General features: G+C 54.9%; 12 protein-coding genes. 9 read left to right on the top strand and 3 right to left on the bottom strand.

Annotated features, from left to right (window positions below):
* Position 1 precedes the first annotated feature (1 nt).
* Together KDN35_RS04390 and pruA are read left to right on the top strand one after the other, a co-directional pair.
* On the top strand, positions 2 to 1,072 hold the full coding sequence (locus KDN35_RS04390) for a CamS family sex pheromone protein (protein ID WP_212132182.1): 1,071 nt from the start codon (positions 2 to 4) through the stop codon (positions 1,070 to 1,072).
* Positions 1,073 to 1,408: 336 nt separating this feature from the next.
* Entirely contained in the window at positions 1,409 to 2,956 is a 1,548-nt protein-coding gene (gene pruA / locus KDN35_RS04385; RefSeq protein WP_212132181.1) for an L-glutamate gamma-semialdehyde dehydrogenase, read from the top strand.
* 182 nt (positions 2,957 to 3,138) lie between these two features.
* Here pruA and KDN35_RS04380 read toward each other — a convergent pair whose 3' ends face one another.
* Entirely contained in the window at positions 3,139 to 4,050 is a 912-nt protein-coding gene (locus tag KDN35_RS04380) for a diguanylate cyclase domain-containing protein (protein ID WP_171565242.1), read from the bottom strand.
* Positions 4,051 to 4,212: 162 nt separating this feature from the next.
* On the opposite strand from KDN35_RS04380, the gene asd reads away from it, so the two are divergent.
* The 4 genes from asd (at position 4,213) to gatB (ending at position 8,459) form a co-directional block, all read left to right on the top strand.
* Positions 4,213 to 5,061, top strand: a complete 849-nt coding sequence (gene asd / locus KDN35_RS04375; RefSeq protein ID WP_171565241.1) for an archaetidylserine decarboxylase — start codon at positions 4,213 to 4,215, stop codon at positions 5,059 to 5,061.
* A gap of 162 nt (positions 5,062 to 5,223) precedes the next feature.
* Positions 5,224 to 5,514 carry an Asp-tRNA(Asn)/Glu-tRNA(Gln) amidotransferase subunit GatC gene (gene gatC / locus KDN35_RS04370; RefSeq protein ID WP_171565240.1) on the top strand — a complete coding sequence of 97 codons (291 nt, stop codon included), beginning with the start codon at positions 5,224 to 5,226 and terminating at the stop codon, positions 5,512 to 5,514.
* A 33-nt stretch (positions 5,515 to 5,547) separates the two neighbouring features.
* Positions 5,548 to 7,020 carry an Asp-tRNA(Asn)/Glu-tRNA(Gln) amidotransferase subunit GatA gene (gene gatA / locus KDN35_RS04365; RefSeq protein ID WP_171565239.1) on the top strand — a complete coding sequence of 491 codons (1,473 nt, stop codon included), beginning with the start codon at positions 5,548 to 5,550 and terminating at the stop codon, positions 7,018 to 7,020.
* A gap of 5 nt (positions 7,021 to 7,025) precedes the next feature.
* A complete protein-coding gene (gene gatB, locus KDN35_RS04360; RefSeq protein WP_171565238.1) occupies positions 7,026 to 8,459 on the top strand; it encodes an Asp-tRNA(Asn)/Glu-tRNA(Gln) amidotransferase subunit GatB in 1,434 nt (477 codons plus the stop codon).
* A 341-nt stretch (positions 8,460 to 8,800) separates the two neighbouring features.
* Here gatB and KDN35_RS19835 read toward each other — a convergent pair whose 3' ends face one another.
* Entirely contained in the window at positions 8,801 to 9,061 is a 261-nt protein-coding gene (locus KDN35_RS19835; protein WP_249178913.1) for a hypothetical protein, read from the bottom strand.
* Between the two features lie 27 nt (positions 9,062 to 9,088).
* Complete coding sequence (locus KDN35_RS19830) at positions 9,089 to 9,367, bottom strand: hypothetical protein (RefSeq protein ID WP_249178912.1); 279 nt, start codon at positions 9,365 to 9,367, stop codon at positions 9,089 to 9,091.
* Between the two features lie 454 nt (positions 9,368 to 9,821).
* On the opposite strand from KDN35_RS19830, the gene KDN35_RS04350 reads away from it, so the two are divergent.
* The 3 genes from KDN35_RS04350 (at position 9,822) to KDN35_RS04340 (ending at position 12,212) form a co-directional block, all read left to right on the top strand.
* Positions 9,822 to 10,172 carry a hypothetical protein gene (locus KDN35_RS04350; RefSeq protein ID WP_212132180.1) on the top strand — a complete coding sequence of 117 codons (351 nt, stop codon included), beginning with the start codon at positions 9,822 to 9,824 and terminating at the stop codon, positions 10,170 to 10,172.
* 133 nt (positions 10,173 to 10,305) lie between these two features.
* Positions 10,306 to 11,034, top strand: coding sequence for an ABC transporter ATP-binding protein (locus KDN35_RS04345; RefSeq protein ID WP_311837663.1), 729 nt, complete (start codon positions 10,306 to 10,308; stop codon positions 11,032 to 11,034).
* A complete protein-coding gene (locus KDN35_RS04340; RefSeq protein WP_212132178.1) occupies positions 11,034 to 12,212 on the top strand; it encodes an ABC transporter permease in 1,179 nt (392 codons plus the stop codon). Before KDN35_RS04345 ends, KDN35_RS04340 begins: the two co-directional genes overlap by 1 nt.
* Positions 12,213 to 12,291: the final 79 nt, after the last annotated feature.

Raw genomic sequence — 12,291 nt, 5'->3', positions numbered from 1 at the left:
TATGAAAATGAAAAAACAGTCCAAGTTCTATTCACTGGCGTTGACGGCACTCCTGTCGGTTGTCACAGCGGGCTGCTCGTTTTGGCCCGGGGGCGGCCAGAAAAACAACCTGCCGCCCAATCCCACCATCACTTCGGTGGTGGCGGTGTCGGAAGATTACTACGGGAGCATCGTTCCTTACAAACCCAACCAGACACGCGGCATGCTGGCAGGAAACAGCTACCGGATCGATTTCAGCCGTCTGGAGCTGGGGTTGATGGAAATTGCCCGTGATACGTTTCCCACGGACGAGTACCTGTTTCAGGAAGGGCAGCAGATAAAAGCGGAACAGGTCAGCGAATGGATTGCGCAGTACAATATCAAAGCCCCGGACGGAAAAAAGAAGACGGGCTTGCTCGTCAATGTGCTGGAGCACGACTATCTGGAGAAGCAGCAGAAGCAGTTGGCCGGCATGGTGCTCGGCATCTCCCTGTCGCCGATCTACATGGACGCGACGGGCAAGGAGAAGACCTACAATACGGATGAACTGCGCGCCAAAGGGCAGCAGGTGGCCGCCCGCATCGTGCAGGCGGTCCGCGCAGACAATCCGCAGATCCCGATCGTGCTCGCGCTCTACCAGGTGCCGGACAAAAACTCGACGCTGGTGCCGGGCCATTTCATCATGTCGGGAACCGTAAACGCCAATGAGACTGCCATTTCCAAATGGCAGCCCATTAACGAGGAATACTTCCTGTTCCCCAGCGATGTTGCGGAGAAAAATTATGCACAGCAATCGCTGCAGTTCGACAAGTTTAAGCGGCAAACGCAAAACTTCTTCGGAGAATACATCGGCATGACCGGACTTGGTCGATTCATGGGCGGCAAGTTGACGGAACTCACCATTACCGCAACAGCCGAGTACGATTCACGAACAGAGGTGCTGCAGTTCACACAATTTGCTGCAGCTGCGATTGATGAGGCGTTTGACAAAAGCGTGCACGTCAATCTGTACGTGCAGTCGATCAACCGGCCGTTGGCGATTTACATCCGGCCGGCCAGCGGAGAGCCGTACATGCACATCTATCGTCAGTAAAAACGTCCTGTCTATTGGCAAGAAAGCGAGAAATACTTCATATATGAAAATGAAAAAGCCGGTTTTCCCGCGTATACGGGGATGACCGGCTTCTGTTTTCGCAAGCAGCAACTTCATCATGATGAAGATATCAAGTGAAGTAAATAAGGAGACACTTTTGTCTACGTGTGTTCAGATAATTGCACATTTTTGTTCATATCCAATTCCATTTACGGACTGTTGCTTTTCGGTAAAAATGCAAACACTATAGTGGTCTGCAGGTCGTACAAGGTTGGTATGATCCTTGCATATAATTTGTGATGACAATTTGGAGAACATGATAAGGAGGCGTCACAGATGCAAGTGGAATTCAAAAACGAGCCGTTTACCAATTTTAGCTTGCCGGAGAACAAGAAGGCGTTTGAAGAAGCGCTTGCCAAAGTGGAAAGCGAGCTGGGCCGCGAGTACGATCTGATCATCGGCGGCGAGCGCATCAAAACGGAAAAGAAATCCCGCTCCATCAACCCTTCCAATAAAGAACAAGTGATCGGGATCGTTTCCCAGGCCGATCAGGCCCTGGCGGAAAAAGCGATTCAGGTTGCCGCTCAAACCTTTGAGAGCTGGAAAGCTGTTCCGGCGGAAGCGCGTTCCCGCTACCTCTACAAAGCAGCTGCCATTCTGCGCCGCCGCAAACACGAATTTTCTGCGTGGCTGGTCAAGGAAGCAGGCAAGAGTTGGGCAGAAGCCGACGCTGACACGGCGGAAGCGATCGACTTCATGGAATACTACGGACGCCAAATGGACAAACTGGCTCAACGCCATCCGCTGACCCGCATTCCGGACGAAGACAACGAACTGTACTACATCCCGCTGGGCGTTGGCATCGTGATCCCGCCGTGGAACTTCCCGCTGGCGATCATGGTGGGCATGACCACGGCTGCAATCGTAGCGGGCAACACGGTTGTGCTGAAGCCGGCATCCACCACGCCGGTCATCGCTGCGAAGTTCATGGAAATCCTGGAAGACGCAGGCGTTCCGGCGGGTGTCGTCAACTTCGTGCCTGGTTCCGGCAGCGAAATCGGCGACTTCCTCGTGGAGCATCCGCTGACCCGCTTCATCAGCTTTACCGGTTCCCGCGATGTGGGCCTGCGCATTAATGAACTGGCGGCCAAACACCGTCCGGGCCAAAAATGGATCAAGCGCCTCGTTGCCGAGATGGGCGGTAAAGACTCCATCATCGTAGACAACGACTGCGATCTGGAACTGGCGGCGCAAGCCATCGTGACATCCGCGTTTGGCTTCTCCGGTCAAAAATGTTCCGCATGCTCCCGGGCGATCGTTCACCAGGATGTATATGACCAGGTGCTGAACCGCGTCGTGGAGCTGACGAAACAGCTCACCGTCGGCGATGTTCGCAATCCGGAATTCTTCACCGGTCCGGTTGTTGACGAAAAAGCATACAACAAGATTCTCGAATACATCGAGATCGGTAAACAGGAAGGCAAGCTGATGGTCGGCGGCGAAAAAGGACCGGACAGCGGCTACTTCATCATGCCGACCGTATTTGCCGATGTTGATCCGCAGGCGCGCATCATGCAGGAAGAAATCTTCGGTCCGGTGGTGGCCTTTACCAAGGCACGTGACTTTGACCACGCGCTGGAAATCGCCAACAACACCGAGTACGGCCTGACCGGCTCCGTAATCAGCCGCAATCGCGCGCATCTGGAAAAAGCACGCACCGAATTCCACGTGGGCAACCTGTACTTCAACCGCAAGTGCACTGGTGCTCTGGTTGGCGTGCATCCGTTCGGCGGCTTCAACATGTCCGGTACGGACTCCAAAGCGGGCGGTCCGGACTACCTGCTGCTGTTTACGCAGGCCAAACTTGTTTCCGAAAAACTGTAATCAACGAGACGACAAAGGCTGCCCCCATACGGGGCAGCCTTTTTGCTGCTCCAGCCGCTCTTTTCGCCCGCAAATAAAACAAGCCCGTTGAAAAACGGACGAAAGAGTGGCTGGTGACCATTTATTTTGCATAGATGCCAAAAATTTTGGCATTTTCAATGATGTCTCTGTGATTGTTCATGTTACTTTTTGGATGGGGAGTAGAAGCGATAGTTGTTTCGCCCGCTGCTCTTGGCCTTGTACAGAGCCTGGTCCGCGTGGCGCAGCAGTTGATCCGTGTCAGTGCCGTCGTGGGGAAAGAAGGCGATACCGATGCTGGTGGTGATGGAAAACTGTTGCTTGGCAATCAACCACGGCTGCTGGAGCACGTCCAGGATGCGGGCTGCCACTTTGGCCGCCTCTGTCTCCGATTCCAGGGATGTCAGCAGGATAACGAATTCATCGCCGCCGAGGCGGGCGACCGTGTCCACATCCCGTACGCACGATGTCAGGCGTTTGGCCATCACCTGCAAAAACTGGTCGCCGACGTCGTGGCCCCAGGTGTCGTTGATATCCTTGAAGTTGTCACAGTCGAGGAACAAGACGGCCAGGAGTTGATTCGAACGCTTTGCCTTGGCGATTGCCTGCTGCATGCGATCCAGCAGCAAGCGCCGGTTGGGAAGGCCGGTGAGCATGTCGTGGTACGCCATGTGCGCCAGCTGTGATTCCAGTTTTTTGCGTTCAGTGATGTCCCGCGTCACGGCAAACACGTGGGTGCAAACGCCATTGCTGTCGCAGATCGGGGTGAGGATGGTTTCACCGACGAGTTCGCCGTAGGTGGTGAAATGGGTTGCCGTTCCGCTTGCCACCGCCTGCCGGTACATGCTGTTGAGGACGGCTGCCTTTTCTTCCGGATTGACCTCTTCGATCAGCTTTCCGTATGCCGCTTCCGTCAGACCAGCCGCCTGCATGGCGGCCGGGTTCATCAGCACGTAGCGAAAACGGGGTCCTTCTTCGACTGCCATGAGAAATACCATATCGGACATATGTTCAAAAAAACGGGTCAGCACGCTGCCGTACTGATTGATCAGCACCTCAATGTCTTGTTGTCCCATGCCCCGGTCTCTCCTGTAGGTAAGCTTGTACCGCCATTATAGTATAGCAATCGCCCACCTCAAAATGATGAGACCATGGTCGGAGTCCGGGCTTTACGGCCCGTGTAAAGAAATGGTACAGTAGGGTTATGACCTTTGAACGGAACCATGAGGAGTTGTCATATGCGTAAGAAGCTGCTTCCCGGCTTGATACACCGCCTGCCGCAGAATGCGCTGTCGCGGACGATGGGGAAAATCACCGCATCCCGTTTCAGCCGGCTGGCGATTCGCCATTACATCCGCCATTACAAGATCGATCCGACCATTATGGAAAAGCCGGTTCATGAATATCGCACGCTGAAGGAATTTTTTACGCGCCGCCTGAAACCGGGGGCCCGTCCGATTGCTCCGGGAACGGATGTCGTCATCAGCCCCGTGGACGGAACGGTATCGCAAATGGGGGACATTCGCGAGGGGACGCTGATTCAGGCCAAAGGCAAGCAGTACAGCCTTGCCGAGCTGTTGGGCGACGCTCCGGAAATGGCGGAACGCTTCTACGGCGGCAGGTTCATCACGATCTACTTGAGTCCGCGTGACTATCACCGCATCCACATGCCGGTGACAGGCAAACTGCTCCGCTACACGTACGTGCCGGGGCGCCTGTATCCGGTCAACCAACTGGGGATTGAACACGTCGACAGGCTGTTCGCCCGCAACGAGCGCCTCGTCACCTACATGAAGACGGAACAGATGGGCTGCGTCGCGCTGGTCAAGGTGGGTGCCCTGTTTGTCGGCAGCGTAAAAGTCGTGTACAACACCGCCACGACCAATGTCAAACACGGCCGGCAGACGAGCGGTCCGATCCTGGGAGAGCCCTGCCTCGACAAGGGAGACGAACTGGGCTGGTTTGAATTCGGGTCCACCGTCATCCTGCTGTTTGAATCCAGACAGCTGGAATGGGCGGACAACGTTTCCATCGGCAGCACGGTGCTGATGGGACAAAAGCTGGCACAACTGAAAGCAAGCGAATAACCAGGCAGTGAATGCTAAACGCAAGCCCGAGAGCACGCTCTCGGGTTTGTTTGTCTTTTCATATGATCTCCGCTCTTAATCGAAAAATCCCGGCTGAAATTGACTGAACCCGCTCTTTTCAAGTAAGATCAAAGTTATGTGATAGTTTCGGAGGTGGAATGGATGAGCGCCATTACCCGCAGGGAAGTGGAGCATGTAGCCAACCTCGCCCGCTTGAAGCTGACCGAAGAAGAAGCGGAGCGATACACGAAAGACCTGAACGCCATTTTGGAATTCGCCGCCAAGCTGAACGAGCTGGACACGTCCAGCGTTGAGCCGACCAGCCACGCGACCGACGTAAAGAATGTCATGCGCGAGGACGTGAACCGTCCGTCCCTCTCGCGCGAAGATGCGCTGAAAAACGCGCCCGACCACGAAGACGGCCAGTTCAAGGTACCGGCTGTATTTGAATAACCGCAGACATACAGGAGAAGGGAGGACACCATTGTGTCGCTGTTTGACAAGCGATTGTCGGAAATACATAGCGCTCTGCGCAAAAAAGAGCTGTCCGTCACCGACCTTGTGCAGGCGTCCATCGCCAGCGTCAAGGAGCACGACGAAGACATCCGTTCCGTTCTGTACGTGGACGAAGAAGGGGCCCTGGCTCAGGCCAAAGCATTGGACGAGCGTCTGGCCAAGGGAGGAGAGGAGCTGGGCCTGCTCTACGGCCTGCCTGCAGGCTTGAAGGACAACATCGTCACCAAAGGCGTGCGCACCACTTGTGCCAGCAAGTTCCTGTCCAACTACGACCCGATTTACGACGCCACCGTCACGAAAAAACTGAAGGAAGCGGACGCGGTGATTGTGGCCAAGCTGAACATGGACGAGTTCGCCATGGGCGGCTCCAACGAAAACTCCGGCTTTTACCCGGTGAAAAACCCGTGGAATACCGAGTATGTGCCGGGCGGTTCCAGCGGCGGTTCGGCTGCTGCCATGGCATCCCGCCACTTCTTTTTCACGCTCGGCTCTGACACCGGCGGCTCCATCCGCCAACCGGCCGCTTTCTGCGGTGTCGTCGGACTGAAGCCGACATATGGCCGCGTCTCCCGTTTCGGGCTGGTGGCGTTTGCGTCGTCGCTGGACCAGATCGGACCGATTACGAAAAACGTGGAAGACGCCGCCTACGTGCTGCAGGCGATTGCCGGCCACGACGAGTACGACTCCACGTCGGCCAGCGTCGAGGTGCCTGACTACCTTTCCGCATTGACCGGCGAGGTGAAAGGCCTGCGCATCGGCGTGCCCAAGGAGCTGATCGGCGAGGGGATCGACCCCGAGGTGCGCGAAGCAGTGCTGGCTGCACTGAAGCAGTTGGAGAGCATGGGCGCCACCTGGAGTGAAGTCTCCATGCCGCACACCGAGTACGCCGTGCCGGCCTACTACCTGCTCGCGTCCTCGGAGGCGTCGTCCAACCTGGCCCGCTTTGACGGGGTGCGCTACGGCGTGCGCGCCGAAAACGCCGACAACCTGATCGAGTTGTACAAGGAGTCGCGCAGCCAGGGCTTCGGACCGGAAGTGAAGCGGCGCATCATGCTGGGAACCTACGCGCTCTCGTCGGGCTACTACGACGCCTACTACAAAAAAGCGCAGCAGGTTCGCACCCTGATTATCCAGGACTTCACCAACGTGTTTGCCGATTTTGACGTGATTTTGCACCCGACCACACCGACCACGGCCTTCAAGATCGGGGAAAACATCGACGATCCGGTCAAAATGTACCTGGAAGACATCTGCACCGTACCGGTCAACCTGGCAGGGCTGCCAGCCATCAGCGTGCCGTGCGGATTTGCCCAAAACGGCCTGCCGATCGGCATGCAGATCGTCGGCAAGGCGTTTGACGAATCCACCGTGCTGCGCGTGGCCCACGCTTACGAACAGGCTGCTGGCCATTATCTGCGCAAGCCGGAACGGGTGAGGGGGTAAGAGAGATGAGCCAGTTTGAAACCGTCATCGGCCTGGAAGTACACGCCGAGCTTTCCACCAACAGCAAAATCTTCTGCGGCTGCCCGACAGAGTTCGGTGCGCCGCCGAATACCCATACCTGCCCGATCTGCCTGGGGCATCCCGGCGTCCTGCCCGTCACCAACAAGCAGGCCGTGGAGTTCGCGATGAAGGCAGCGCTTGCGCTCAACTGCGAAATTTCCCGCGAAACCAAGTTTGACCGGAAAAACTACTTCTACCCGGACCTTCCCAAGGCGTACCAGATCTCCCAATTTGACCAGCCGATCGGCAAAAACGGCTGGATCGAGATCGAAGTCAACGGGGAGAAAAAGCGGATCGGCATCACCCGCCTGCATCTGGAAGAGGACGCGGGCAAACTGACTCACAGCGACTTCGGCGATACGCTGGTCGACTTTAACCGCGTCGGCGTGCCGCTGGTGGAGATTGTCTCCGAACCGGACATCCGCTCGCCTGAAGAGGCAAAGGCGTATCTGGAAAAGCTGAAGGCCATCCTGCAGTACACCGGCGTGTCGGACGTGCGCATGGAGCAGGGCTCGCTGCGCTGTGACGCCAACGTCTCCATCCGTCCGGTGGGCCAAAAGGAATTCGGCACCAAGACGGAATTGAAAAACATGAACTCGTTCCGCAACGTGCAGGCGGCACTGGAGTACGAAGTGGAGCGGCAGAAGCAGGTCGTTCTCTCCGGCGGCACGGTCGTGCAGGAAACCCGCCGCTGGGACGAAACCAACCGGAAGACCCTCTCCATGCGGTCCAAGGAAGAGGCGCACGACTACCGCTACTTCCCGGACCCGGACCTGGTGCGGATGCAGATTTCCGAAGAGTGGATTGAAGCCGTGCGGGCTTCCATTCCGGAGCTGCCTGACGCTCGCCAGGCTCGCTATGTGAACGAATACGGCCTTCCGCAAAGCGACGCCGCCGTCATCACCATGTCCAAGGAAACGGCCGACTTCTTTGACGAAACCGTCAAGACGGGCGCTGATCCGAAAGCGGCCGCCAACTGGCTGATGGTGGAACTGCTGGGCTATTTGAACGCCAACAACTTGACGTTGGCCGACGTGAAAATTACGCCGCACGGACTGGGCGAGATGATCAAGCTGATCGAAAACGGCACGATTTCCTCCAAGATCGCCAAGACCGTCTTCAAGGAGATGGTGGAGACCGGCAAGGAGCCGAAACAGATCGTCGAGGAAAAAGGGCTGGTGCAGATCAGCGACGAAGGCGCCCTGCGCCAGATCGTCCAGGACGTGGTCAACGCCAACCCGCAGGCTGTCGCCGACTACAAGGCCGGCAACGAGAAGGCCGTCGCCTTTTTCGTCGGTCAGGTAATGAAGCAGACCCGCGGCAAAGCAAACCCGCCGATGGTCAACAAGCTCTTGCGGGAAGTGCTGCAAAACGCGTAAGATACAGACGGACAAAACAGGGACACGCTTTCTCATTGAGGAGCGTGTCCCTTTTTGTTGCGCGGGAACAGAGATCCGCTCCTGGTATTTTGTCAGCGACCGATGGGCATTTTGCACCTGGGCAGAAGTAGTTAATCGTAGGATAAAGGTGAAAACCATTATGTATATCATCGGGACCCTGTCGGTGTGCAACGCTTTGGAATCCAACAGTATTCACCCAAAAAAATAACACCCGTTAATTGGGTGCTTTTTAATCAAATCGAGCGACGGGTAAACAAATCATAAATCAAGGGCATGCATGGACCTTCTCGTTCATTTACAGATGAACCTATTATTTGATGCTAAAAACAGTTAGCAACTACATTCGTGAGATTAAAGAAATCTAATAATGCATCCTTCACAGATTTAGATAATCCTTCAGAAGCTTTGTCCAAAGCTTTTGAAATTGATTTCTTTCTGGAAAAACCATTGTACCGGAATTCATCATAATATTTTTTTATCGTCTTTACTGCTTTTGTAGTTCCCCCAAGAGCTTTGATAGCTGATTTAATTTTTGTTATTTTAGTGAATGAAAATGCATTGGTTACCAAAGCTATTCCCACTGCAGCAATACATCCTGCAACGCTTTTTTACCTCGCTAAAGTGAAAATTTCTTCACTGTCTACAGTAACGTATAGTCCGGTTGTTTCCTGGAACCATATCGCAGTTGCTTGAGGGCCTTGATCCAAAACACTTTGTGGAATATCTTCAATCGCTTGAAGAATAACAGTGGTTTGATCAAAGACTTCATTATCAATTATCTGTTCTGCTGGCAGGTTTTCATTCTCATCCGCATTGGCAACGTTAGGAACTACAGTAACAAAGAGACAAAATGACAAGAAACACAACAGAAACTTTTTAACCTGCAAAAGCCTTCTCTCCCTTACTAAAAATTATTACTCTGCGTAACTTAAACATATCAATAAAAATAGAATTTTTTCAAGAGTTTTTCGTATAATATTATACAGAAAAGGAGGATATTTGTAATGAAAGACAATTTATCCCTGGTAGGCGCCATATGCCTGTTAATCGTGACGATCGTTAATTTTTCGACTGACAATCAACTGATTACAGGAACAGTCGGCGGAATTCTATTTCTGTTTGTGTTGATTCTTAACATAAAATCAAGGCTGGATAATAAAAAAGCAAACAAAAAGTAACGAGGAGCGTTTTCAATCCTGAGAAGCATCTCTGACAGACCGGCTGCTGTTGTGTTGATACAAGCGTTTGCCGTCAAGGCAGGAAGTCCTTGTTTGAATTGTAAGATTGTGCCCGCTCCCCTATAATGAAAAGGGACAATGTGTGGAGGAGGAGGGCATGGAAATGAACATCGTGTCCGTCACGGGAGAAAGCGTGCCGCCGAGCAAAGGTGGGTCGCCTGCCGATACATTTGAACGATCCATCGCGACCTGTGAGGTGAACGGACAGCAGAGAACGGTCACCGTCACCTACGTTCGCTACTTTGAAAAGGTGCTGGCCGAGCGGGGCATCTACGATCAGGATGCGGAGGGCATTCCGGTCAACCGGCTGGTGGCCGTGCTCTTCTTGGAAAAACACCCGGATGAGCGGGGAAACCGCCACTACATCAACGACACCGACAAGTTTCTGTCGCTGTTTGCCGGATTTTCGCTGGAAGATTTCAAACGAAAACACGTTGGATTATCCCTTGCGTAACTTGCAAGGGTTTTCTTTTATTTGTCCGTATACCGTACTCTCAGGGGACATCGGCCAGTTGATTTCATATATAATGGATGATAAGCCAAATATTCTCGTGGTGTTGCTAGTGGATCAGAAAGGAGAGCAGTCAGTGATCGAAGTAGATCAGGTCAGCAAACGATTTGGCAACGTCGCGGCAGTGCGGAACGTGACGTTTTCCGTCTCCTCCGGCGAAGTGTACGGGCTGCTCGGTGAAAACGGCGCAGGCAAAACGACGACGATGCGCATGATGGCGACCATCCTGCAGCCAACCGAGGGAGATATTCGAATCGGGGGATATTCTGTCCGCACCCAGCCGGTGGAAGTTCGCCGGCGTATCGGCATTCTGTTCGGGGGTGACGTGGGCCTGTACAACCGGCTGACGGCGCGGGAAAACATCGCCTATTTCGGCAGGCTGTACGGTCTGACGGGGCCGCGCCTGGACCAACGCATCGATCAGTTGAGCCGGATGCTTCAAATGGAGGCGTTTATCGATCGGCGGGTGGGCGGGTTTTCCCGGGGGATGAAGCAAAAAGTAGCGATCGCCCGCACACTGGTGCACGATCCTGACGTGATACTGCTGGACGAACCGACGACCGGACTGGATGTGACGGCGGCCAACATGTTTCGGCGCATGGTGGCGATGCTCCGGGAAGAGGGAAAGACTATCCTGTTCTCCAGCCACAATATGGGGGAAATTGAAAAGCTGTGCAGCCGCATCGCGATCATTCACAAGGGAAGCATCCGCTATGCGGGTACGGTGGCAGCCCTTCGAGAGCGCTGCGGCATGAATGACTTGGACGATATCTTCATGGCGATGGTCGAGGAGGGCAGACATTGATGGACAAAAATGTCGTGTGGACCATATTCGCCAAGGAGATGCTCGATCTGCTGCGTGACCGCAAGACCTTGATCGGCACGTTTCTCATACCGCTTGTCGTGATACCGTTTGTGTTCTTTTTGCTCAGCATGTCGTACAGCAACGTGGAAAAGGAAGCGCGCTCCTACGTACCGATCGCCGTTGAAGGCACGTCGAAACTGGTGGATCATCTCCGCTCTCAGCCAGGCGTCCGCATCCTGTCGCCGGACAGACCGATGGAGGCGCTGAAGGCGGGAGAACTGCGGGCAATTGTGACCATCCCTGATCATTTCGACCAGGTACTGCGGAGCGGGGGGAGGGTCCAGCTGCATGTCGCCTACGACAACACCAACCAAAAGTCGGTGTACGCAAAAAGCGTGATCGACAGCGCAGTGCAGCAGTACAGCTCCGACATCGTCAGCATGCGGCTCAGGCAGGCGGGTTTGTCTGTGGAAGCGATCGAGCCAATTGAAACGACGTACGAAAACGCTGCGTCCGACGAACGGCAGACCGGCGGCATTCTGGCCGGGATCATTCCCCTGATGGTGGTGCTGTCGCTCGCTTCCGGCGGGGTGGCGGCCGCCACCGATCTGGTCGCCGGCGAAAAAGAGCGGGGCACGCTGGAATCGCTGTTGACCACTCCGATTGCTGCCAACCAGATCCTGACGGCCAAGCTGCTGGCGGTCATGGTGATGAGCTGCATCAGCGCCACCGCCTCGCTGCTGTCCCTCTCGTTTGTGTTTCGGTGGGGACCTCTGAAGGTGGACGGGACCGACCTTTCTTTCGGCTTTTTGTCCCCGGCCTCACTTGCAGTGCTGGCGGCGACCATTGTGCTGCTGGCCGCCTTGTTCGCTGGGCTGGAGCTGACGCTCAGCACCGTCGCCAAATCGTTTAAGGAGGGGCAGACCTACATGACCGGCGTCGTCATCCTGGCAATGATTCCATCCTACATGTTGATGCCCATCCACCCTGTAGACATTCCTGCGCTGTACTACGTCTTGCCGGTCTTCAACGGGGTGGCCTTGTGCAAGGAGGCGTTTTACGGTGAGGTTGATCCCTTGCACACCTTGGTCGGACTGGGGACGTCGCTGCTCTACGTGACCGCCATCATCGCCGCGACTGCCCGTCTGTTCCGCCGGGAAGGAGCGGTCGTGAGATAGTTCGTGAGATATTGACGCCGGGCGGCTGATGCCGTTCAATGTCGGCAGTTCGCTTGGCCCGGCGCACCTTTTTTGTCTT

The organism is Brevibacillus sp. NL20B1 (assembly GCF_018195675.1).
GTDB classification, from domain to species: domain Bacteria; phylum Bacillota; class Bacilli; order Brevibacillales; family Brevibacillaceae; genus Brevibacillus; species Brevibacillus aydinogluensis.
This window is presented reverse-complemented; position numbering and strand designations above follow the sequence as displayed.

Coding starts and splice junctions, on each gene's coding strand:
- KDN35_RS04390 (WP_212132182.1), top strand. CDS start 2: ATGAAAATGAAAAAACAGTCCAAGTTCTATTCACTGGCGTTGACGGCA.
- pruA (WP_212132181.1), top strand. CDS start 1,409: ATGCAAGTGGAATTCAAAAACGAGCCGTTTACCAATTTTAGCTTGCCG.
- KDN35_RS04380 (WP_171565242.1), bottom strand. CDS start 4,050: ATGGGACAACAAGACATTGAGGTGCTGATCAATCAGTACGGCAGCGTG.
- asd (WP_171565241.1), top strand. CDS start 4,213: ATGCGTAAGAAGCTGCTTCCCGGCTTGATACACCGCCTGCCGCAGAAT.
- gatC (WP_171565240.1), top strand. CDS start 5,224: ATGAGCGCCATTACCCGCAGGGAAGTGGAGCATGTAGCCAACCTCGCC.
- gatB (WP_171565238.1), top strand. CDS start 7,026: ATGAGCCAGTTTGAAACCGTCATCGGCCTGGAAGTACACGCCGAGCTT.
- KDN35_RS04350 (WP_212132180.1), top strand. CDS start 9,822: ATGAACATCGTGTCCGTCACGGGAGAAAGCGTGCCGCCGAGCAAAGGT.
- KDN35_RS04340 (WP_212132178.1), top strand. CDS start 11,034: ATGGACAAAAATGTCGTGTGGACCATATTCGCCAAGGAGATGCTCGAT.